The organism is Sphingobacterium suaedae (genome assembly GCF_042684625.1).
GTDB classification, from domain to species: Bacteria; Bacteroidota; Bacteroidia; order Sphingobacteriales; family Sphingobacteriaceae; genus Sphingobacterium; species Sphingobacterium suaedae.
The window spans coordinates 460,365-484,048 of the sequence record NZ_JBHULR010000004.1; the positions used below are offsets into that span (position 1 = coordinate 460,365).

Consider the following 23,684-nt stretch of genomic DNA (forward strand, 5'->3'; position numbering starts at 1 on the left):
CAATTTCCTTTAGGAACAACAAATGGTTACTTTTGTATGTATTGATGTTTCTAATATGAAGAGAGCCCTCGTATTATTTTATTTCTTAGTTTTCTATGCGGTTATGCAATTGGTCTGGTGGGGCTATCTGTTGGTAAGCTATGAGCCAGAGCGCAAAGGCATGATCATCGGTGAAGGGATTTTCTTTCTACTTATTTTTATTTGGGGCGCATTACGCCTTAAAAAGCTCTTTAGCCGGGAGCATAAGCTCCAGCAGCAGCAGCAGAACTTTTTGCTGTCTGTGACACATGAATTAAAATCGCCCTTGGCCTCGGTCAAATTGTATATTCAGACCATCCTGAAACGCGATCTGGATAGGGAACAGCAGAAAATGTTTTTGTCGAATTCGTTGAAAGACATTGAACGTTTGGACGATTTGGTGGAGAATGTGTTATTAACTACAAAATTAGAGAGCCGAAGTTTCAATCTTCCCAAAGAAGATTTTAACTTTACAGAGGTGGTCAACGGGGTAGTGGATCGTTTGCAAAAAAATGTCTGCAGTTCCCAGATTATCAAACCCGACCTGGAGCAAGGCGTCGTTATCCACGCGGATAAGTTCGCAATTACAAATGTAGTGAATAATTTAATCGAAAATGCCATTAAATATTCCCCGCCGTGTGCGAATGTCGTGGTCAGTCTGAAAAAGAAAGACGAGGGGAGGCTGATCTTTTCGGTGGCAGATCACGGGCAAGGAATTTCGGATGAAGAAAAGAAGCATGTATTCAATAAGTTTTATCGAGTAGGCAATGAATCCACTCGGAAAACCAAAGGCACGGGTTTAGGGTTGTATATTGTGAAGACCGTATTGCAAAAGCACAATGCCTCTATAAGGGTAAAAGATAACGCTCCATCAGGGAGTATTTTTGAAGTAACATTTGAAAACTATGCAAGCTAAACAGCGTATACTTTTGGTAGAAGACGAGGAACATTTGTTGGAAGCCATTAAATTGAATCTCGAACTGGAAGGTTATCGTGTAACCACAGCAACCGATGGTAAAAAAGCGCTTAAAATATTTAAGGAAGAGCGCTTTAACCTGATCATTTTAGATGTAATGATTCCTGAGATCGATGGCTTCCAGGTGGCGGAAACCATTCGTTTGCAGAATACCGAGGTTCCCATTATGTTCCTGACAGCCAAAAACAGCAGCGAAGACCGGATTACAGGACTAAAAAAAGGCGCCGATGATTATTTGGTTAAGCCTTTCAATCTGGAAGAGTTGATTTTGCGCGTGGGAAACCTCATCCGAAGGGGACTGAAATCAGACGATCTGAAAGAGTTTAATTCGTACACGATCGGCGATAAGACCATTTATTTTAACTCCTACGAACTGCATCACGCAGATGGCTCCATTACCTCCTTAACAAAGAAGGAAACGATGTTGTTAAAGCTGTTGATCGAGCGCAAGAATGAAGCAGTATCCCGGGAGCAGATTTTGGAGACGGTTTGGAACTATGACGTCTATCCATCCACACGTACTATTGATAACTTCATTCTTACGTTCAGAAAATACTTTGAACCGGATCAAAAGCATCCGGTATATTTCCATTCCATTCGGGGGGTAGGTTATAAATTTACAGATACACCAACGGTTTAGGTAGCGGATGAATACAAGATCTAGAATGATTGTCATCGCTGTGGCGGTGACATTTCTTCTTTATGCGGTTTATGAGAAGCACTATAATGCTGTCGTTTATATCCTAGGCGGAATAGGGTATTTACTGTGGAGCCATTATCGGGAAGGTACTGTATTTTTGGCCACTCAAGCTTTCCATAAGCAAGATTACGACAAAACCAAGGCGTTACTGGAGGAGATTAAAGATCCCGAGAAGCTCAGAAAAGGACGTCGGAATTACTATGAATTCATGATGGGCAACATCGCATTGAAAGAAGAGCGGGTGGATGAGGCTGAATACCACTTTCAGTTAGCATCTCGTCTTCCATGGAAGCGAGATACAGAAAAAGGCTTCGTATTGATCAACTTGGCGAATATCAATTTGCGAAAGCGCAATTACGAGCGCGTGCCGGTGTATCTAGAACTGGCCAAAAAGCTCAAGCTTACCGAAAGGCAAATGGGAATTATTGAAAAGATTGAAATAGAATTAACTAAACAAAATTAAGTGAGCACGATTTTACAGAACGATTTACTAATTAAAGCTGCTTTATCGCAGCAAACGGAACGACCTCCGGTTTGGATGATGCGTCAAGCAGGACGCTTTATGCCCCAATATTGGGAAATAAAGAATAAGTATAGTTTTTTGGAGATGTGCAAAACGCCCGAAATAGCAGCGGATGTCACCATGCTACCCGTGGATCTGTTGGATATTGATGCGGCCATCTTGTTCTCCGATATTTTGGTAACTGCCGAAGCGATGGGGGGGGATCTTTCGTTTGAACAGGGGGTAGGTCCTCGATTTAGCAATCCGGTTCGGTCAGCAGCAGATGTTGAACGCTTGGATGTAGACTGTTTGGACAAGCTGCAGTACGTGGTGGATGCCATCCGTGTCATTCAACAGCGTTTAGAAGGACGTATTCCGTTGATCGGTTTTGCAGGTGCACCTTTTACGATTCTGAGTTACTTGGTGGAGGGAGGATCTTCCAAAGATTTTAAGTTAACGAAATTATTACTCAATAATGAGCCCGCATTGGCTCATCGTATTCTGAAAAAGATCGCCGACGTGACAATTAAATACCTGAACATGCAGATTGACGCAGGCGTCAATGCGGTTCAGTTATTTGATAGCTGGGCGCTGGCCCTTTCGTGGAATGATTACCGGGATTTTTCGCATTACTATAATACCTATATCCTTGCCCATATCAAACGGTCTGTTCCTGTAATCTCCTTTTGTAAAGGTTCTTCGGTTTTTGCACCCATGATGGCTGAGGCAAACCCCGACGTAATCTCTGTGGATTGGAATGCTGATCTCAAAAATATCAAGCAGTCGCTTCCACAGGGGATTGCCGTGCAAGGAAATCTAGACCCGTTCGTGTTATATGCGGAAAAACATGTCATAAAAGAAAAAATTCATCAATTGTTTGAACGAATGCGTGGCGAAAATGGTTTTATATTTAATTTGGGACACGGCATTATGCCCGATATTCCGTTTGACCATGTAAAATATGCTGTTGACGTCGTCAAAGAATTTAGATATTAGAATAGAGTATTCTTAAGATGCCTAAGCACGTCCAAATATCGGAGAAACGTATCGTTGGAGGGAGTTCAGGACGCCAGTTAAATTTAACCATCGGAAATCCGGTACACGTTCCTGATCGGAATCGTTCTATCGAGTTGATTGGCCGTCGTTGTTCCCGTTCGCCGTACTACTTTTTGACGCTGAGGGAGCCTTTTAGGTACTTCGTATTGCCTGTATAACATGCTGTATTTATACGCGAAATCGCTACATATTATCTTTATGGTCTGCTGGATGGCAGGGCTATTCTATATGCCTCGGCTTTTTGTCTACCATACGGAGGCAAAGCGACGGCCGGATGCAGAATACCAGGTGTTGCACGCGCAGTTCAAGGTCATGGAAAGCCGGCTATGGTGGGTCATTACAACACCAGCTATGTATATTACGGTGGCCTCTGCCCTGACAATGCTGTATCTTTCGCCAGGTTTCCTCCATCAGGGCTGGATGCATGTGAAGTTACTTTTTGTCCTGGGGTTAGTGGTTTATCATTTTAAATGTCAACAACTGATGCACAAGTTGGCTGCAGGAACTTCCATGTGGACCTCATCGCAATTCCGGATGTGGAACGAGGTGTCGACCATTATTCTTTTTGCCATTGTATTTTTAGTTATATTTAGGTCGGCCGTCGACTGGATCTATGGCGTTGTCGGCCTTGTCGGGTTAGCTGTTTTGCTCATGATGCTAATTAAATTGTATAAACGTTACCGACGGTCGAAAGGAGAAAAAATAGAGTAAACGATAGATACACCTTATGAAAAACGCGTACATACTTTTGATTATTTTATGTGTCAGCGGTCTTGGCCTTCAGGCACAGGATCACACATGGGCCTTTGGGTTTTACGGTGATGTTCAGATGGAGTCTCCCAATTACAACGGCGCTTTTGGTATACAAGGCAAATACGATGTAGCCAATCGATCTGCTCTACAAGCGCAGGTGTATGGGCGAAACGGATATGTTGCTGTCGGCGCAGATTACCTCTTCTCCTTTCTGGATAAAACGAAGCACAATTTTAATGTATTTCTCGGCGCAGGTGTAAGTCAGGATTTTTACCGCTATAACGAAATTGCGGGAGAGCAGATTATTCCAGAAGAACGGGACAACCATACGGTAGCCAATGGGCAGCTCGGCGTTAGCTATTATTTTCCCGCTGTCAATCTGTCGCTATATACCGGTTATAAAGCAAAATATCATTTTGATTGGGACGAAGTCGATGCAAATTTTTTGATGTTTGGCATCCGTTACCATTTGTGGTAATGTTATGGGGAGTTACTCCCCATAACAAATATATTTTACTTCGAGGTATTCTTCTAAGCCATAGGTTGATCCTTCCCGGCCGATACCCGATTGTTTGACGCCTCCAAACGGTGCAGAAGCATTAGAAACCATACCCGCATTTACGCCAACCATTCCCGATTCGATTTGCTCAGCCACACGTTGGCAGCGGAATATATTGTTGGAATAAAAATAGGCAGCTAGTCCGAAAGGCGTGTCGTTCGCTAGGCGAATAGCCTCTTCTTCGGTTTTGAACGGAAAGAGCGCACAAACGGGGCCAAATGTCTCCTCCGTTGCAATCAGGGCGTGATGTGGTACATGGGTGAGCACCGTCGGTTGGAAGAATAACCCATGCAAGCTTTTGCCGCCCGTGGCTAGTGCAGCACCTTTTTGGACCGCGTCGTCTACATGTTCCTGCACCTTTTCTAAACCTGCTTTGTTGATTAATGGACCGACCTGCACATTCTTCTTCATCCCATCTCCGACTTTTAGCTTTTGGACCTCCTGCGTTAGCCGTTTCGCAAATTCCTTATAAATACCTTCTTGCACATAAAATCGGTTTACCGCGACACATGTTTGTCCAGCATTTCTGAATTTACCTGCGATAGCACCTTGTACCGCTTTTTCCAGGTCGGCATCATCAAAAACGATAAACGGAGCATTGCCCCCCAATTCCATGGATATCCGTTTGACTGTAGTGGCTGACTGGGCCATCAACGTGCTGCCAACTTGTGTCGAGCCGGTAAACGATATCTTGCGGACGATCGGATTTGTCGCCAACTCCTTGCCTATACCTTTGCTGTCCTTTGAGGTAAGGACATTGAAAACACCCTTTGGAATTCCGGCCATATCGGCCAGTTTTGCCAACGCTATCGCGGAAAACGGCGTTTGTGAGGCCGGTTTTAGAATCACCGTACAACCAGCTACCAATGCAGGAGCGATTTTACGCGTAATCATAGCCAGCGGAAAGTTCCACGGCGTTATGGCTGCGACGACACCAACACCTTGTTTAATTGTTGTGAGGCGGGTACCCGCTTTCAGTGCGGGGATTGTTTCACCATAAGCGCGCTTGCCTTCCTCTGCGAACCATTCCATAAACGAGTTTGCATAGTCGACTTCCACCAGAGATTCGCTAAGGGGTTTGCCGCACTCTTTGGTCATAATCTCCGCCAGGTCTCCTGCATGCCTGTTGATCAGTTCAAACAGTCTGCGAACAGATGCACATCGCTCCCCAATTGGTACATTGCGCCATGCCATCCAGGCTTTCTCCGCCACTAAAACCGTCTTTTTACAATCCGATACCGATAGATCGGGCACTGTACCCAAAGACCTCTGTGTCGCTGGGTTAATGACATCAAAACTGTTTTTTCCGGTGACGAATTTTCCGTTGATATATGCTTTCTGGATAAAAAGGTCGTTATTCATGAGCTACCATTTAGTGTTACTAATAGTTAAAAAAGTCAAGGTTCTAGGAAGAGCTCACGCTCTTCCGGTTTCGGGACACGACAATGTGTCCTCTTGCCAAACCATGTATACCGTCGTCTGGCGAAATAAGCATACCAGCTATCGCGCCAGCGAGGGGGAATTATCGCGATAAACTGTACGAAACGATAAGGGTAGGGCAGAAGTTTTGCGAGCTGGACCACGGCGTCTGATTGGGTATAAACGCATTGTTTGTTGACGAAAATAATGGAATCCACGGCACCGGGAAGCCTGCACTGAATCTGTTGGCCCATGGCCGATTGCAAGGATGCATAGCGTATGTTTTTTGCGCTGTCTTTGTCGATTAAAAAATTGACCGCGCCGTTACAGAAATTGCATACACCATCAAAAAGAACGATACCTTTCGCCTGTCGAGCCTGGAGCAACCGTTTTATTTCTATGGGAGTATCCATATCTAAAATTAGACAATTTCAGAAGAATATAGCGAACGAAACGTAATATACACGTAAAAACAAGAGCCAGTTCATGATCTTGAACTGGCGCTTGCTCTTATGTTATATCTTACTATTAAGTATTTTTTAAGATTGAATGACCCATGCGGTCTCTCTTAGTTTTTAGGTAGCCCTCGTTGTAGGGGTTAGGAGAGATTTCAATTGGTACATTTTCGACAACTTCCAAGCCGTAGCCTACTAGCCCCGCGCGTTTGGTAGGATTGTTCGACATCAAACGCATTTTGGATACCCCCATTTGTCGCAAGATTTGTGCACCGACGCCGTAGTCACGTAGATCTGCTTTGAAACCAAGCTGTAGATTTGCGTCTACCGTGTCTATCCCCTGTTCTTGGAGTTTATATGCATGTAGCTTATTGATCAATCCAATGCCGCGGCCCTCTTGATTCATATAGACCACAATGCCTTTTCCTTCTTCCTGAATCATTTGCATGGCTTTATGTAGTTGGGGCCCACAGTCGCAACGGCACGAGCCGAAAATATCGCCCGTAATACAAGAGCTATGCACACGCACTAATACCGGTTCGTTTTCAGACCACTCGCCTTTGTACAGGGCTAGGTGTTGTTCACCTGTATTCTTTTGCGTGAATGCTTTTAACTTGAAATCCCCCCATTGGGTAGGCATGTTGACTGTTTCTTCCTCTTGAATAAGCGAATCATGCTTGAGGCGGTACTCAATCAGATCTTCGATGCTGACAATCTTCAAGTCGAACCGTTTAGCCACCTCCATAAGATCCGGAAGGCGAGCCATCTCACCATCTTCTTTGAGGATTTCGACCAAGACACCTGCCGGTTCAAAACCTGCCAAGCGTGCTAAGTCAACAGATGCTTCCGTATGTCCTGTACGTCGTAAAACTCCGCCATCTTTTGCAATAAGCGGAAAAATATGTCCTGGGCGACCGAGTTCCTCGGGGCGAATATTGGGATCGATAAGTGCTTTAATCGTTTTGGAGCGGTCAGATGCGGAAATGCCTGTCGTACAACCGTATCCTTGCAAATCTACAGAGACCGTGAAGTTCGTCTCGTAAACCGCTGTATTCTGCCCAACCATGAGATCAAGATTTAATTCCCTACAACGCTCTGGTGTCAATGGAGCACATACCAGTCCACGACCATGTGTCGCCATAAAGTTGATGACCTCCGGCGTAGCATTGCGGGCGGCAGTCACGAAATCACCTTCATTCTCGCGGTCTTCATCGTCGACAACGATAATGACCTTGCCCGCCTTGATGTCTTCAATGGCTTCTTCGATCGTATTTAATTTTATTTCCATGTTGTGTTAGTCTTTCAGTGCAAAGGTAGATTTCTTTGCACGTTTTTGTATAATTCGCTTGTCAAAAATCTAAGGCTGCTGCTGTGGGGTTTGTTTTCTGAATTTAGACGTTATCCATTTCCAAGCCGCCTCTAATTTTATCTTGTATTGGTCGGCATCAAAGAGGGCAGAATCCGTCGTCGATTTATAGGTTAAGAAGGCCGCTAAAGGTGATAATACAATAATAGCCATCCACATGCCAATAAGTGGATCCATACTGCCGTCCTTTGCAGCTTTTTCGGCCATCGTGGAGATAATGTGGTAAATTAAGAAGAAGATAATAGCAACAACAACCGGCAGTCCTAGGCCTCCCTTACGGATGATCGCACCCAATGGAGCGCCAATAGCAAACAGTAATAGACAGGAAACGGCCAACGTAAACTTGCGATGGAACTCGATGTGATAGCGAATATCTTTATCTAAATAGGCTCTGTATTCAGGATCCTTCATCTCGAATATATTATTAAGCTGCTGTGCTTGCCCGAGTGCGTTACTGATTACGCCCCGACGCAGATCGGTTGGGACATAGTCGGTTAGGAAGTTGTCAAAATGTTTGACAGAGGCTTGTTTAACGTTACCATCCCGATAGTAAGTAGAAAGATAGCTGACATAATTCTTGGTTTCTAAGAAAATCGACCTCGAAACACTGTCCAGTTGCAGCTTATTCGAATCTGTATATAGCTTCAGCTGTTTGAGATTCAGCATGGAATGGTGCGTTTTGAAAAGACTTTCGTCGGTCCGTTTCATCTGGAAAGCCTCCATGTCGAATTTTTGTTCCGTTTCTTTAAAGCGGAAACGGGTAAATTGTTGGCGCGGATCGTAACGTTTCGCATTTTTGGAACGGGACTCTTCATAGCGAACACCGTCTTTTAGACGCAGAATCATGTAGTTGTTATCCGCAGAGTTTTGCATGAAACCTTCTTTGGCCAATAAGACATTATTCGCCGCATTGCCTAATCGGTGATCATAGATCATCAGGTCATAGAGCACAGTACCATCTTTACTTTTGCTCTTTGCGCGGATGGAATATCCAGGGATACTGCTGTTAAAAATGCCAGGCTTAATTAGAAAATCGGCTTTTTTATTCCGAACATCCCACAAAAGGGAACCCATTTTTAAGTTAACAACAGGAAGGATGTAATCCGAAAACAAAAAAGAGCCTCCGGCAAAAAAGGCCACCAAAAAAATTAATGGTGTCATGGCTTTACGGAGCGAATATCCAGCCGCCTTGATGGCGACGAGCTCATAGCTTTCGCCGAGATTGCCAAATGTCATGATCGAGGATAGCAGCATGGATAAGGGGAGTGCCATCGACAATTGGACAGCACATTGGTAACCGATGAGTTCCATGAGTACATACCACTCAAAACCTTTTCCGATAAGGTCATCGATATACTTAAACAAAAAAAGCATTAAAAGAACAAACATCACGATACAAAAACATACCATGAAGGGTCTTATAAATGCCTGTAAAATGAGTACGTGTATCTTCTTCATAGCACCACCATCTGGCCCGCTGCAATTTCCCTACAAAGATACGATTTTTTCTGAAACTGTCTGTTTTCTACCTGCAGAAAACAGACACGCCTGACCGGTTTCTACGCGCGATAACCGTCTGTTTATACCTGCTTTAGGCGCCGATAACGCTTTGTAAATAACTGATGGAGTTATCCCATATTTTTTTCCGGTCATCCAAATTGTCCGGTTTAACGAAGTCTGTAATCGAAAGCGCTACATCGTTTGTAAGCTCGTCTTGTACGATCTCTATTTCAAAATAGTAAGGGTCATCATCTAACCATTTAAAACGGACGGATTTATTTTCTTTGGTCGAAACCAATTTGGCACGGTTTACTTCGTCGTCCCATACGAATTCGTAAACCCCATCTTTGTAGTTGACATCGTCAGCAAACCATTGGGATAATGCATTGGGCTCCTGAATAAAAGGAAATAAAATTCGAGGAGATGAATTTATAATGTATTCTAAATGAATTTCTGTTTTCTGTTCCATACAGTTTGTTTTGGTTAACATTAAAGCCCACGATTCTTGATGTTTGTAATAATACAATTTTATTTTGTGAATCAAAATAGAATGATCAATTAATTTTATTGATTTTGAGAACAGGAATTTATTCGTTTCTAAATGAGCTCTTTGGCATTTTGCCCTGGGAAAAAAAATACGAAAGTAAATTTTTCCTTTGCATATCACGAGTATTTGCTATATTTGCATCACGAAAAACGGCGGGGTAGCTCAGATGGTTAGAGCGCAGGATTCATAACCCTGAGGTCGGCAGTTCGATCCTGCTCCCCGCTACATCTAAAGGAAAGTTTGTGCATTCAAACTTTCCTTTTTTTATGGACTTATACAGCAACTATTCCTGGGTATCCGTCTGTCTATAAGAAACTGAAATATGGAGAGTCCATCTTATCTTAGCATATTGGACGAAGCGATGAAATTTATTTGACAGGAAAGCTTGTTTCCGAGTGACGGCAAAACATATATTTGTTTTTAACATGAAGATAGAACATATAGCGATTTGGGTAGATAACCTGGAGGAAGTCCGGGATTTCTATATACGATACTTTGCGGCAAGCAGCGGCGAGAAGTATGTGAACAGTCGAAAAGGATTTACTTCTTACTTTTTGACTTTTGGCAAAGAGCATACGCGCATTGAATTGATGCACAGCATACATATGCTCGATGCGTCGGCCGGAGATCGAGGCTTTCGGAAAGGGATTGCACATTTCGCCATTTCTGTTGGCAGCAAACAAGCCGTTGATACACTGACGGAACGTCTGCGGCAAGATCGGTATGTCGTACAGGGTGAACCGAGAACCACAGGGGACGGGTATTACGAAAGCATTGTGCTCGATCCCGAAGGGAATTGCATCGAAATCTGCGCGTGACACAGAACATGTTGTTTGCTAGCATCGACCCAAAAGAAGACTAACTTTGCGCCGCTCGTCCATCGATTTTTCGCTGCTGCACGGCATCGTGGAGTAATGTGCGTGGTCAGCCAGAATATTCTATTGACCCGTCGGCAAATTACATCATCCAAATCGGTACCCCAATCCAGCCATTTATCACGAGCAAGACAACGAGGTAACCAATAAAGAAATGGCTGAAAGCGAGCAACACACCAAACCAACGCCCGTTGAAATACGTCCAACGCCGATAAAGCAAGACGCTACTGCTGATCACTAAAATAGCAAATAGGAGCATGCCTGCAAAAATGGAAAAGCTTGTCCAATTAAACGATGCAAACAGTTCTTTATGACTGGCGTCTGTTAAACCCATCGTTCGAAAAGCAAATAAAAAAGAGAAGGTGCCCAGTACGGGTAGCAGGGGGATAAAGAGATCGATGGGTTTCATTTTGCGAAGCAGCGTGAGGATAATGCCAACGCAACTGTATAGGAAATAGACTGCCAGCGCGATAAGTCCGAGATAAATGGGGACTTGTCGGATCAAAACTGAGCTATAGGAAACTGGTCGATAAAAACCGTTGCCATATCCTTGAAAGAAGGGGCGTCCTGCCGCGTCACGTGCCAAAATAAAATAAGGTAGGATGTCTCCTTGTAGACGAAAAATCCCATTGCCCATATGGAGTAGCGAATCGATTTGTCCATTTCCTTTGTCAACAATGAGTTTATCACCGCTAATGTGCTGTAGTTCGATGTGCCCAAAGATACGCTTGAAAAATTCCCAACGCTCATTTTTTGGATTTGTAAACTGATAATGTCCTAATAAGGGCGCTATGCTATCTTTATCGAGTGGGAAAGTCGTTAGCTTTGGTGCTTCGATGTCCTGTGTCAATAATTCTTCGATCGCCTGCGAGACTGGCCAGAGGTTTACTACCGCGTTTGCAGAAATGGCATACGCCAAACCTGCTTCACGGTTGAAGAACACCCATGATACGAAACCTTCTCCTTTGCCGTTGTGTCCGCGAAAACTTACCTTTTTGTTGTTAGGGAATAAGTCGTTTCCGAGCGCGTAACCTGTCTGCAGTCCTGCGTTTGCGGCCAGTGTACTGTGTACGGTTTCCATCTCCGTGAGATCTTCAGGCCGTAGCAAGCTACTGTCTGCACGGCCATTCAGCAAATAATATAAAAATTTAGCCATATCGTTTGCCGTAGAGACCAATGCACTTCCGGCGCCGTTTCCACTTGGTAAATAAAAGGGCATGGGACGATGCACACCGTTTTGAAAATCGTAGCCTGTAGCGAATTGAGGGCGTCGTTGTCCATTCCGATCAAAAAGTGTTTCGTCCATTCCTAAGGGCGAAAGTAGGGTTTGTTCTATATACACGTCCCAGGACATGCCGGTAACTTTTTCGATCAGATAGCCAAGGACATTATATCCCGGGTTGGAATAGGAGGTCTTTATACCTGGCCTCCAGCGTACGGTGAGCGAATTGCTAACCGCTTCGAGGGCGTCTAATCCGGTCAGCGGTTTTCCGCTGATGTTTACCATGCTGTTGAGCTCTACATCACTAAAACCGGCAGTATGTTCGAGCAAATGAACGACGCGGACAGGATCGGTGGCTTCCCACGGATTCGTAAAGGGGATTTCAGGAGCAATGTCGTGAATGCGATCGGTCAGTGCAATCTTCCCATTGGCGACTAATTGTTGTACTCCCATGGCAACAAAGAACTTGGTAATAGACGCGAGATGAAACGCGGTGTGCGGACTCACATGGCGATGCTGCTCGAGATCCGCGTAGCCGATTCCGTCGGCAAATAGGATGCGATCTTTTTTTACAATGGCAACCATCAGACCCGGGATATGCTCGTTCCGAATCACGGTATCCAATTGTTTCTTGAGCTGTTCTGTGCAGCTCTCTAAGTGGGGAACGGATTGTTGCGCCTTCAAAGGGCAAAACAAGGCGGATGCGAAGAGGAGGATATAAAAGGTTTTCAGTGTGACCATATGCGTTTTCTTTTTGCTAATTTAGTCGTGATAATTATGCAGTCTATCCGTTTCTATCCAAGTGGACGAAGAGATGTGAAAAAAATAGTAACCGGATTTTTTTGTGTTTGGTTCTGTTTTTTGTTTGTGAAAATTATTACCTTTGGGTAAGGCTACGTGTCGTTAGCCTATCCACCCTCTGTTTGATTCCTGGTTAAGCGATGAAAGTCCGTTAAAGTCCGATGAAGTCCGATGAAGTCCGTTTTAACTGGCATTTAACTGTGACACAACTTCGAGACAACTTCGAGACAACCGCGAGAAGGCGTCGATTGGCCGTCGTCCGCTGTCCGGGAGAAACTCGGCTTGTACCCGAACCCTTGTCGAAGCCCTGTCGAACCCTTGTCGAAGAAGCGCGGAACGCGCGTCGACTCCGTTCCGAAGCCGACTCGAAGAATCCCCAAACAACTGTCGAAGCGTTCGAGCCAAAATGATATGAGGTGTCGTGCAGGTTGGATACATGGCCTTGATGCCATTATTCCTGGAGGTGAGATACGCCTTAAATGGTGTAGACGATACTTGGAAGGCCCCCATACGGATTTCAGAAACATTTCGAAATGGAAATTATTCTTCTGAAAACAAGTTTTTCTCTTTGTAACTGACTTGTCCGTTGGCGATCTGTGCTGGAGCGGTGTAGGGATGTTCGTCCGCTTTGTTCGCGGATAAGATATGTAAAACAGTCCATCCCTTTGCTTTCAGATAATCGGAGACCATTGATCGATGGCAACGCCACCATACCGCCTCCGAACACATGTATACGGTGATCTGTTCTGCTGCGATACCCTCCAACTGGCGAATTGCTTTTTGAAAAGGAACACGCTCCATATAGTCGGCGTACCCCTGAAATGATTTATTCCGCCACCGTGTATTTTTAGAGCCGGGCTGGACCGGACGGCGGCCGCCAAGCTCTTGCAGATGTATATATCTTATACCTTCTTTATCCAACGAGATGGCCAAGGATTCTTTGTTGTAGGCTGGATAGTTACGGGAGCCTGGAAATCGCCTGATGTCAACTAAAACCTCTATGTCAAACGCCTGAAGCATACGTATAAAATCTTCCATTGCATGTGTCGAATGTCCGATGGTATAGATCGTTTTTTTTGCGGGCATGATATCGTGGTTTTCTGACAGCGTGTGTGAACTACCTATCGAACAATCTACAAACGGTTTTGTTCTTTGGAGGTCATCGAACGCTGGGCGATATGTTCCTGTTGTTTGCGGAGGTTAGGAAAGACAACTGCCATTGGAACCTATCCAATGGCAGTTGTTTGACCGGTACGATCATATACACGGGACTCTCCCGCTAATATCCGGGGTTTTGCGTTAATATACCTTGAGCTAGATCGATCTCCCTTTGTGGAACTGGGAGTAGGTTCAGCTTGTCGTCCCATATTCTTTCCTGTGCTAGGGTATTGCGTACGTCGTAGATATTTTTCATGACTTGTGGTGCAATGTCCCATCTTCGTATATCCATGAAACGTTGACCTTCCAGCGCTAGTTCAACCCGTCGCTCTTGGCGGATTAAGCTTCTGAGCAGTTCCTTTGATCCGTACTTGCTTCGATCGACTTTGGCCATGCCTGCCCGTTGTCGGATCTGGTCTAGTGCCTCGAAAACAGACGCATCCGGCCCCGTACTTTCATTCTTCGCTTCGGCATAAGTTAGTAGCACTTCGGCGTAACGGAGAAGGATCACATTGGCGTGATTATCCACAATAGGCTCTTTGAAGAAAGTTGGATCGACTAGTTTTCGAAAATTGTATCCCGTTTGCGACATGTTGGATGCACCCGGGGTCCACTTAAATTGAAAACCGTCGGAGAAACTGTTCCACGGCGCTCCATCAAAAAGAACGGTTGCATAAAATCTTGGATCTCGGTTGCGGTACTCGTTACTAAATCGAGCATCGTTGTTTTTATACCATGTAGCACGCTGTGCCGGATCTGTGGGCGAAACGGGTTCGCCAGTTTTGTAGCTCGCGTATGCATCGACCAGCGCCTGAGTAGGCGTGACCGAACTCCATCCCCCCATATCTCCCGAAGGAAGATACGTGTTGAGGTAGTTGGCATCAACTTGGTTAATCTGTTGACGATCCAGAATGACCTCGCTATTTCCTTCATGAACCTGACGGAATAGGCCTTCATAACTGCGTAAACCAAGCCTGAATTGTTGTTCATCTGCTGCACTATTGAAATCCACCCATTTTTGATAGTCGTCTTTCGTATCGTCGCCGCTTTCGGCGCCTACTTTAAATAGCGAATACCCCAAGCCCATGACATCTTGCGCCGCATCGGCAGCGGCTTCCCATTGCCCTTCATAAAGCTGTACGCGAGCCAGTAGTGCCCATGCTGCTCCTTTGGTTGCCCGCCCTCTTTCGTTAGACTTTCCGCCTGGATATTCGGCCGGCAGGATAGCGGCAACAGCGCTCAGTTCGTCCGTTATGAATTGGATGATTGCCGTCTTCTCGTCTCTCGGAACATTCTCTTCTCCCAATGGTAAAACCTTGGTGATCAACGGTACTGCGCCGTATTTGTTGGTCAGATCGTGATAAAAATAAGCACGTAAGAAACGCACTTCGGCCTTGTACCGTTCCAAAAGCGTTTGATCCATTACTTCTGCCGCCTTATCTGCGTTCTCCAGAAAATAGTTACACCGGCGTATAGCTTCGAAATTCCAGCTGCCTGTAAGGGCGGTCGTTACGTTGCCTGATGAAATTTCAGTGGCAAAGCTTTCCCATGGATATTGTGCGTGTGCGTTGTCTGTTGCACCATCGTCGTAAATGATACCATCTCCGCCCAATTTATTGTAAACACCGTTGACGGCCTGAAAGACGTCGGCTTCTTTTTTCCAAAATGTATCTTCGGAAATTTGGTTGAGCGGTGGACGCTCCAAAAAATCTTTGCTACAGCTACTAAGCACCGATGATATGCCTAATAGCGTGGATATATATATCGTTATTGTTCTCTTTTTCATGATGCTAATTATCTCTTTTTAAAAACTTGCATTGAGACCTACCGACCAGGTTTTAATACCCGGATAACCGCCACGGCCAGAAGCTATTTCGGGATCGTAATCGGACAGTCGTTTATCTGCCATAATCGTAAATGGATTGTTTGCTGCTGCAAAAATCCGAACATTGGACATACCCCACTTTTTGCTTACGTCCTTGTCAAACGTATAGCCTAAAGTGATAGCACGGATCCGGAAATACGAGCCGCTGAATACCCAAAAAGACGATCGGTTGTTGTAATTATGGGTTCCATTCGCGGAGGCCAACAATCGAGGGAAATCCGCATTGGCATCTGGGTTTTCCGGTGTCCAGCGGTTCTTTAGCTCCTCTTTGATGCCTGCCCCGTTGAAGAAAGGAAAGGAGGCTTCATTTTCCAAATACGTTTGTACATCCGGAACTCCATAGGTGATCACACTAAAATCTATTCCTTTGTAGGCAGCCGATGCATTAAAGCCATAGTTTACCCAAGGGACATCGTTTCCGATTATGGTTCGATCGTCGGCATTGATTAGTCCATCACCGTTGATATCTCGGTACTTTATGTCGCCCGGTTTTGTAGAAGCTGCTTGCGTGGCGTGCGCGTTGATGTCGGCTTGGTCAACAAATAGGCCATCGGCGACGTAGCCATAAATAGACCCTACCGACTCGCCTACACGTTCTATGAAGTAACTGTTTGTCCGCTCGTTTACGTCGCCTAGACTCAAAATTGTATTTTTTATGGCAGAGACATTGGCATTGATGCTGTACCGAAACTCTGAACCTATGGTCCCGTTGTGTGTGACCGCAATTTCTAAACCTTTGTTTTTAGTCTTGGCGGCATTTTCATAGGGGATTCCATTGTCTGGGATACCGTAGGTGCGCAATTTGGGCGATTGCATCAAAATCCCATCTGTCGTTTTGATAAAATAATCTGCTGTAATATCTAATTTCCCTTTCCACACCGAGAAATCCACGCCAACGTTGCTCATGTAAACTTTCTCCCACAGAGCCAGAGCGTTTACGCCTTGATTCTGCCAAGCGCCGTCATTCGGTGTTCCTTCAAAACTGTACGCATAACCGGTATTAATCAGTTCAAAGTAGTTTCCGATTTTGACAACATCTTGGTTCCCGAGGGAGCCCCAGGATGCGCGCAATTTAAGATTGTCGATCCAGCTGACATTTTCCATGAATTGCTCGTTGCTAATCCGCCACGCTCCAGAAAAAGAGGGGAATACGGCACGGCGGAGATCCGACCGGAAACGGGATGAATAATCCATCCGGATATTGGCTTCCAATAGGTAACGATCGTCGAATGAATAGTTCACACGTCCGAAAAAGGATCGGATTGCCCACTCTTCCTGAAGGCTTCTGTTTGCCTGTCCGTCATCATCCGAGCTGATATCTGAAGGGTTCGTGGATCCACTTCCGACCGTCGTCATATCGTTATTCGGGAAGTTTTTCCGGCCGACAAAAGCCTGTCGGAAGATATTGCTTTCTTGTGAAACACCTACTGTCGCTTTAGCGAAATGCGCGCCAAAAGTCCGCTCATAATCGACTGTACTTTGAAGCAAGAGCTCTTGCCGTTTTCGCCAATACTCTTTCATTTCATTCGGCGTATACGCTGTGGAAGGCATCAATTCTCCTGTTAAAAAATTGGGAATTGGGTTAATCAACGCGTCAAAGTTCCAGGAATTACTATAGGTATATTTCAAGGATGCCAATCCATTAATGGATAGTCCTTCTAAAGGTGTTAAACTGGCGTTGATCGCCGTTTGCAGATAATTGTCCCGATCCCAGGAACTGCCCCCTTCTTCTATACGACGCAGCTGGTTTCTTTTGGCAACATCCGCATTTGCGGCACCTGCGTTGATCGAACCCCAATTACCATCCGATTGTCGAACCACAGCGGTGGGTAATGATCTGTTTAACTCCGTCCAGCTCATATCGGCGCCAGACCGGTTGTAGTCCTGCTTGATAAAGGAGAAATTCGTTCCAACTTTAAGTAAGTCGGGCAGCACTTTACTGGTGGTATTCAGTTTTGCTACGATCCGTTGTTGATCCTTGTCAGGAATCAATGATTCTTGCTGTAAATAGGACAAACCGAGATAATAGTCCGTGATTTTTCCAGGGGCTGCAATGTTCAGGTTGACATCGCTTTGCGGCGCGTTCTTGCGCAGTACCGTTTTATACCAATCGGTATTGGGGTATAGGTCAGGATCTGACCCGTCCGTAAATTTTTGTATTTGCTCCGGTGTAAACAGTTCTGCGCGCCCGGCATTTCGCATGGCTTCGTTATACAAGGTGGCGTAATCTGCTGAATTGGTGAAATGGGGCAGTCGAGTGGCCGATTGCAGGCCGTAAGTCGCATTCAGACTAATGACGGCGCGATCACCTCCTCCGCGTTTGGTGGTAACGACGATCACACCGTTAGCAGCACGCGAACCATAGAGTGCAGCAGAGGCGGCGTCTTTTAGTACCGACATATTTTCAATGTCGTTCGGATTTATGGATGCAAATTCTTGCGCGTTGGCCGGTATGCCATCGATAATATACATCGGCGAGGAGCTTCCTAAATTGCTACGTCCGCGTATGGTGACACCTCCTGTATTTCCAGCCGTGCCGTCGGCAGATTTCCGATTAACATCTCCCGGACGTTGCAATACGGTTACGCCCGGAGTCAGTCCTTGCAAGGCATTTTGTGTAGAACTGACAGGTCTGCCAACCAATTGTTTGTTGCTGATCGTTGCTACGGCTCCTGTTAGGTTTGCTTTCTTCTGTGTCCCGTAGGCGACGACCACGACTTCTTCGAGGCCGGTGTTCTGGGCAGACATGGTGACTTGCATCGAGGTCTGGTTGTTGACCGGCACTTCTTTGGTCTGATAGCCTATCATCTGAAAGACTAAAATCCCATTGGCAGGCACTTTGATACTGAAATTACCCGTGGCGTCGGTACTTACGGCGATCTGAGACTTACCTTTAAGTAAAACGGTTAAACCGGGTATCGGATTTTGTCCGTCGGAAACTTGACCGACTACTTCGATTTCCGTTTGCCCGGCACGAATTTCCGTTGACGGCATAGGGAAGACATTGGTATCCATGGCTTGCAGTTGTGCGGCAACCAAAGCACTGGCAATCGTCAAGGCCCTACGTAATGACATAGTGGAGCTATGCCCTTGCGTGTTCTTGTTCATGATATTATTGTTTTATAGTTGTAGTTTGCGTAAGTCTGTGAATAGAAATATCGTGTGTTATACACCGGTTTTTAAACCTGGTGCGTGGCGTTCATGACAGCTGTTCCGTCATGGCCCGAAGGATGGAAAGCGATCTCGTACATGATCCGGGTTAAGGTCTGTGTTTGAGAACAGGCAGAAATACCTGAAGGAGGTATTCGCCAAAGCAATAAAGCGTGCGTCCATATCTTCATCGTAAAATAGTGTCAAGGTTTCGTAGATTACCACAATCCAGAGAGCGAAAGTTAGAGTATAGCGGATGATTAAAAAAAAGTGAGAATAACGAAAACGTTTGCGTAAAATAAATCAATCGTTTGCGTTGGTTAGCTTTGCAACGAATCCCCATGAATCGGACGCTCGTTAAAGGAATTTTCTCTTTTTTTACGTATTTTGGAAGGATATTTATAAACCTATTCAGTTCGCGTATCAATCAATATGGCCAAACAGGATGTAAGAAAGGGGTTTGACGGGGAGATGTTCTTTATTGCATCGAAAGATCCTGTGCGCGATTATAACTGTGCCTTTTCGTACTACATCACAGATATCGGCTATTTCCCGCGTGCGCATAACCATTTTCGTAGTCGTGGATCGGGCTGTGATCAGCACATATGGATTCATTGTGTGGATGGGGAAGGGAGGGTATGGCTTGGCGATACCGTGTATAAGCTCAAAAGGAATGAATTTATACTCATTCCGGCACATACCCCGCATGCGTATCAAGCTGATCTAAACGATCCGTGGACCATTTACTGGATGCATTTCAAGGGCGCGGAAGCGGATAAGGTGGCATCGAATCTGCTGCAGCGGACACACGTTAAGCAAAATAAAGGAGCCTTTACGGACGAGATGCGCACATTATTTGAAAAGATGTATCAGGCGATGCAGCGAAGCGACAGTCTCGAAACATACCAGGCGGTAGACCTCATTCTTCCGTATTTCTTTAGTTTCTATCTTTATCCTGGCTTTTGGAAGGAAATAGCGTACACGGACGACGACCATGTGATCGCCTCGGTTATACAGTATTTGCAACAGGATTTGGAAGCGAAGGTTACGCTACAGGATTTGGCAGACCGCTGTCATCTATCGGTATCTCATTTTTCGAAGCTATTCAAGCGCAAGACCGGATATTCGCCCATTGATTATGCGAATCATATCAAGATACAGAAAGCATGCTACCTGTTACGGTATTCGTCCAGACGTATTGGCGACATAGCGATAGGGCTGGGCTTTACAGATCCTTTTTATTTTTCCCGGGTTTTTAAAGACCAGATGGGGCTATCGCCTTCTGAATTTCGTGCGGAGAACGCACTTAACCAGGAGTGAGCGCAAACGATATCGTTTCGTGGCAGGTAAGTTGATAACGAAAAATTCAATCTGGACGAAGTTTGGTCTTTTCGGAAAAGATGTGGATTTTTTTTAATACCGTTGTAATCAATTGGTTACTTAATGGGTTGTGTCCTGTTGTTCCTCCACATGGAAAGGGGTACATTTAAATGAGAAGGGTGACACGAAGATAACGATGTTGAAAATTATGAAAACATATACATTAACCGTAGCGCTTACTGCGTTGGTTGCTTATGAGGTTGCCGCGCAGGACAGCTTTTATGAGCTAGGTTCGTATTAAAAGAGCCTTCAAGACGACGGCGACACGTGTCCCTTTGCAATACAGAAAGAGAGATGTCCTCATCTGGACATCTCTCTTTCCGTAAGGTATCTGCGCTATAAGCTGAGTTTGATGCCCACCTGTCCCCGTACACCATAGTACTCTACTTGGGTCGGGCGTTCCGGAACGCCTAAAAAATATTTGAAACGCGTATTTAAGAGGTTGTTTGCTTCGGCAAAAAGAAGGATCTTTCTATGGATGCGGTACGTTAGATTGGCATCCATCGTCGTATTTTTGTCGAAATATTCGTCGCCTGATGCATCTGTTCCGAAGGCCACCATATTAACTCCTTTATGATTGACGGCGAGTCGAGTTTGCACCTTTCCTTTTTCGTAGAATAAACCGATATTGAATAGATTATTGGCTTGGCGCGGTATCCGGGTATGGTCGTCTCTGTGAAGGATCTGCATTTTAGAACGGATAAACGTATAATTGGTGTGTATACCAAAGCCAGAGAGCAGCCCTGGGAGAAAATCGAATTTCTTTTGAAAAGCGAGTTCAAAACCGACCACATGCGCGTCATCTCCGTTTTGATCTTGCAAAACCCGCACATTGTCTTTTCCTTCGAAGGTTTCGTAAAAAGAGGATCCTTGAAAAATGGGGTCTTTAATCAGCTTATAAAATGCTCCAGCCGAGATCATACCAACATTGCTGAAAAAATATTCGCTCATCAGATCAAAATTGTACGCCGTGATCGGGATCAGGTTTGGATTGCCGTACGAGAAGGTATTGTCCTGTACCTTGTACGATCCGCCGGCAACTAATGATCCAAAGTCCGGTCTGGCGAACGTTTTTGTGGCGGCAAGCCGGAGATTCAGGTTCGTCGCCGGTGTATATTTTAAATGGAACATCGGCAGCAGCACGATATAGTCATTTTTCTTAGATTGCGGAGTAAGTGTGCCTTTATAATTTGGTTGACCCTCCTGCGCCTCATACAACCAACCATCCACCTGCAGATTGGTGTGTTCAGCACGTAGCCCGCCCACCAGCGACAATTGGTCGGAGAGGGACAGTGATCCCATCATGTAGGCGGCAGTATGTTGCTCGTATACATCATAGTTTGAACCGGTCTGAACACCGTTGGCAAGTAACGATGAACCGGCAGAGTCTACTTTTAAGTTATCGCGATACTTCATAAAGAATCCTCCGATATCTTGCGTTTTTATAAATTTCGGGAATATACCGACATAGTGATCGCCGATGTTGCGCAGGTAACTGTTTGCATGCGGTTTGTCAACAAGCTGAAGATCCGTATACAAGGGAACGGGTTTTGTGCCACCTTTATCGTCCCATACCCAGGTAGGCAGTTCATAACGCTCTGTCCGAAGCTTATTCCGATATTTTGCCCCATACTTTAGTTCAAATCGATGGCTCACTTTTGTTTTGAAGTTGAGTTGGGCGATAATCCGGTCGGTTTCGTTAATGTGATGAACCTCCATTTGTACAGAACTGAACCTGTATTTACTATTGTCGTTCACGGTGTGGTGAGCAGGAAGTAATGTCTGGGGGGAGGATGCATTGATTGCACCGCCGTCGACTTCATATGCGGTCAGCTTATTTTCATTGAGGTCGGTGTAGCCTATGTTTGGCTGGTCATATTGCACTATAAAGTAGGAAGGAAAATCTTTGTTGGGAATATCTCCGTAGTTGAAATCATTGTTGTAGTGGGAAAGCTGTACGTCCATGGATGTTCTACCGCTTAAGGTAAATTCTCCGCCGATATCTCCTCCGTACAGACGGGTGATCAATTCGTTATTTATACTTTGTGCTTCCGCGCGATTTTTTTCATAACGTAGACGTAGTTTGTTGTGTTTTTCGTTGTCATTTAAAGAGCCGTAGATTCCACGAACAAAGATTTTTGCATTGCCGTTCAGCTTATAGTCTGCGGCGGCATTCAGTCCCAAGGTTCTCCGCGTACCGAAGTAGTCGCGTAGTTCCATGCGGGCGATATTTTTCTCCGAAAAGCGGGGCTCAAAGTTGTGCGTTGCCCAGTCCCTATTCCAGATTGTTCCATTAACGATAAAGCCAAAACGCTGATCCTTGCTTCGTGTTCCATAAAGGATACTTGCGCTGTAAGCTTCTCCTCGGGCATAATCGTTATATCCGCCCCCTAGAGAGAGATCCAGCACTTTTCGGTCTGGAGAGGTCTTCGTAATGAAATTGACAGTTCCTCCCATGGCGTCGCCGTCCATGTCTGGGGTAATGGCTTTGGACACTTCAACAAATTGAATTAATTCCGACGGAAAGAAATCAAAGGCAGTTGAACGGGATGTGGTTTGTTCTTCGGCCGTGGGGATCCGGTTTCCGTTCATGTTCGATGAACTCCATTCCGCGGGAAGACCGCGCAGCGAGATAAAACGTCCTTCTCCTTGATCTCGTTCCAGGAGCACACCGGGGACGCGCTGTACTGCTTCGCCGGCATTGCGATCCGGAAGTTTCCCAATGCCATCCGCAGCAATGACGTGCATAATCCGATTGGATGTTTTCTGCATGTTCAGTGCCCGCGCTTCTGTCGCGCGACGGGTATTGTGTACAGTTACCTCTACGGTGCCGAGTGTATGCTGATTAGATTGTAATCTGATCGTATCGAGCTGTAGCGAAAGGTTTGGCTTTAGCGCGATGATACGCTTTTCGGTCTGATACCCTAAAAAGCTAACGGTAAGTGTATATGTGCCGGGTTTTACTTGTTGAATTTTGAATTCGCCATTAGTGTTTGTACTTGTAGCTGGCGAATTTTGTCCGAGCTTTATCAAAACACCCGGGAGCGGCCCTTGGGCGTCGACAATTTTTCCGGAGATACTTAGTGATTGCGCCTGCGCATAAAAGCAAAGCAAACTAAAAAGTAGACTGTACCATACGTTTGTTTTCATAATTATGTTTAAAAGTATGGTACAAAAATAGGTATAGTATAGTATATGTAAATATTTGTTTAGTATAATTAATAATATGATAATATTGATCGTTCCTGCTTAACATTGTGTTAAAGCGTGTTTTACGTCGCTTTATGGGATAATTAAACAAAAAAGCCTTTGTTTGACATCGGTCAAACAAAGGCTTTTTATAATTTTTCGAAATATTATGT

The 23,684-nt window shown here is 45.2% G+C and carries 19 protein-coding genes and 1 tRNA gene; 9 read left to right on the forward strand and 11 right to left on the reverse strand.

Annotated elements, in window-relative coordinates; translation table 11 throughout:
• The first annotated feature begins 55 nt into the window (after nt 1-55).
• The 6 genes from ACFSR5_RS11530 to ACFSR5_RS11555 all read left to right on the forward strand — a co-directional run bounded on the left by ACFSR5_RS11530 (nt 56) and on the right by ACFSR5_RS11555 (nt 4,483).
• Complete coding sequence (locus tag ACFSR5_RS11530; protein WP_380903867.1) at nt 56-934, forward strand: sensor histidine kinase; 879 nt, start codon at nt 56-58, stop codon at nt 932-934.
• The gene (locus ACFSR5_RS11535) at nt 924-1,634 is read left to right on the forward strand and encodes a response regulator transcription factor (RefSeq protein WP_380903869.1); all 711 of its coding nucleotides are present in this window, start codon (nt 924-926) and stop codon (nt 1,632-1,634) included. The genes ACFSR5_RS11530 and ACFSR5_RS11535 overlap by 11 nt, the downstream gene beginning before the upstream one ends.
• Nucleotides 1,635-1,659: 25 nt before the next feature.
• Nucleotides 1,660-2,157 carry a hypothetical protein gene (locus ACFSR5_RS11540; protein ID WP_380903871.1) on the forward strand — a complete coding sequence of 166 codons (498 nt, stop codon included), beginning with the start codon at nt 1,660-1,662 and terminating at the stop codon, nt 2,155-2,157.
• The gene (gene hemE, locus ACFSR5_RS11545; RefSeq protein WP_380903873.1) at nt 2,158-3,192 is read left to right on the forward strand and encodes a uroporphyrinogen decarboxylase; all 1,035 of its coding nucleotides are present in this window, start codon (nt 2,158-2,160) and stop codon (nt 3,190-3,192) included.
• Nucleotides 3,193-3,411: 219 nt separating this feature from the next.
• Nucleotides 3,412-3,963 carry a protoporphyrinogen oxidase HemJ gene (hemJ, locus tag ACFSR5_RS11550; protein WP_380903875.1) on the forward strand — a complete coding sequence of 184 codons (552 nt, stop codon included), beginning with the start codon at nt 3,412-3,414 and terminating at the stop codon, nt 3,961-3,963.
• 16 nt (nt 3,964-3,979) lie between these two features.
• The gene (locus tag ACFSR5_RS11555; RefSeq protein WP_380903877.1) at nt 3,980-4,483 is read left to right on the forward strand and encodes a hypothetical protein; all 504 of its coding nucleotides are present in this window, start codon (nt 3,980-3,982) and stop codon (nt 4,481-4,483) included.
• A gap of 12 nt (nt 4,484-4,495) precedes the next feature.
• Here the strand turns inward: ACFSR5_RS11555 and ACFSR5_RS11560 are convergent, their stop codons facing one another.
• The 5 genes from ACFSR5_RS11560 to ACFSR5_RS11580 all read right to left on the reverse strand — a co-directional run bounded on the left by ACFSR5_RS11560 (nt 4,496) and on the right by ACFSR5_RS11580 (nt 9,773).
• Nucleotides 4,496-5,926, reverse strand: coding sequence for an NAD-dependent succinate-semialdehyde dehydrogenase (locus ACFSR5_RS11560; RefSeq protein WP_380903879.1), 1,431 nt, complete (start codon nt 5,924-5,926; stop codon nt 4,496-4,498).
• A gap of 35 nt (nt 5,927-5,961) precedes the next feature.
• Nucleotides 5,962-6,396, reverse strand: a complete 435-nt coding sequence (locus tag ACFSR5_RS11565; RefSeq protein WP_380903881.1) for a thiol-disulfide oxidoreductase DCC family protein — start codon at nt 6,394-6,396, stop codon at nt 5,962-5,964.
• Between the two features lie 115 nt (nt 6,397-6,511).
• A complete protein-coding gene (locus ACFSR5_RS11570) occupies nt 6,512-7,726 on the reverse strand; it encodes a bifunctional 3,4-dihydroxy-2-butanone-4-phosphate synthase/GTP cyclohydrolase II (protein ID WP_380903883.1) in 1,215 nt (404 codons plus the stop codon).
• 69 nt (nt 7,727-7,795) lie between these two features.
• On the reverse strand, nt 7,796-9,262 hold the full coding sequence (locus ACFSR5_RS11575; RefSeq protein ID WP_380903885.1) for an LptF/LptG family permease: 1,467 nt from the start codon (nt 9,260-9,262) through the stop codon (nt 7,796-7,798).
• A 133-nt stretch (nt 9,263-9,395) separates the two neighbouring features.
• Nucleotides 9,396-9,773, reverse strand: a complete 378-nt coding sequence (locus tag ACFSR5_RS11580; RefSeq protein WP_380903887.1) for an START-like domain-containing protein — start codon at nt 9,771-9,773, stop codon at nt 9,396-9,398.
• 229 nt (nt 9,774-10,002) lie between these two features.
• Between ACFSR5_RS11580 and ACFSR5_RS11585 the strand changes: the two genes are divergently transcribed.
• Both ACFSR5_RS11585 and ACFSR5_RS11590 read left to right on the forward strand, forming a co-directional pair.
• Nucleotides 10,003-10,076, forward strand: a tRNA-Met gene (locus tag ACFSR5_RS11585).
• A gap of 200 nt (nt 10,077-10,276) precedes the next feature.
• Nucleotides 10,277-10,669, forward strand: coding sequence for a VOC family protein (locus ACFSR5_RS11590; protein ID WP_380903889.1), 393 nt, complete (start codon nt 10,277-10,279; stop codon nt 10,667-10,669).
• Between the two features lie 139 nt (nt 10,670-10,808).
• Here ACFSR5_RS11590 and ACFSR5_RS11595 read toward each other — a convergent pair whose 3' ends face one another.
• The 5 genes from ACFSR5_RS11595 to ACFSR5_RS11615 form a co-directional block, all read right to left on the reverse strand.
• Entirely contained in the window at nt 10,809-12,689 is a 1,881-nt protein-coding gene (locus ACFSR5_RS11595) for a serine hydrolase domain-containing protein (RefSeq protein WP_380903891.1), read from the reverse strand.
• A gap of 243 nt (nt 12,690-12,932) precedes the next feature.
• A complete protein-coding gene (locus ACFSR5_RS11600) occupies nt 12,933-13,259 on the reverse strand; it encodes a hypothetical protein (protein WP_380903893.1) in 327 nt (108 codons plus the stop codon).
• Nucleotides 13,260-13,289: 30 nt separating this feature from the next.
• Nucleotides 13,290-13,835 (reverse strand): DUF488 domain-containing protein, encoded by a 546-nt coding sequence (locus tag ACFSR5_RS11605; protein WP_380903895.1) that lies wholly within the window; start codon nt 13,833-13,835, stop codon nt 13,290-13,292.
• A gap of 193 nt (nt 13,836-14,028) precedes the next feature.
• The gene (locus tag ACFSR5_RS11610) at nt 14,029-15,693 is read right to left on the reverse strand and encodes a RagB/SusD family nutrient uptake outer membrane protein (protein ID WP_380903897.1); all 1,665 of its coding nucleotides are present in this window, start codon (nt 15,691-15,693) and stop codon (nt 14,029-14,031) included.
• An 18-nt stretch (nt 15,694-15,711) separates the two neighbouring features.
• Entirely contained in the window at nt 15,712-18,900 is a 3,189-nt protein-coding gene (locus tag ACFSR5_RS11615; protein ID WP_380903899.1) for a SusC/RagA family TonB-linked outer membrane protein, read from the reverse strand.
• Between the two features lie 474 nt (nt 18,901-19,374).
• Here ACFSR5_RS11615 and ACFSR5_RS11620 point away from each other — a divergent pair, with 474 nt between their 5' ends.
• Nucleotides 19,375-20,262 carry an AraC family transcriptional regulator gene (locus tag ACFSR5_RS11620; RefSeq protein WP_380903901.1) on the forward strand — a complete coding sequence of 296 codons (888 nt, stop codon included), beginning with the start codon at nt 19,375-19,377 and terminating at the stop codon, nt 20,260-20,262.
• Nucleotides 20,263-20,658: 396 nt separating this feature from the next.
• On the opposite strand, the gene ACFSR5_RS11625 is transcribed toward ACFSR5_RS11620, so the two are convergent.
• Nucleotides 20,659-23,472, reverse strand: coding sequence for a TonB-dependent receptor (locus ACFSR5_RS11625; protein ID WP_380903903.1), 2,814 nt, complete (start codon nt 23,470-23,472; stop codon nt 20,659-20,661).
• Between the last annotated feature and the right edge of the window lie 212 nt (nt 23,473-23,684).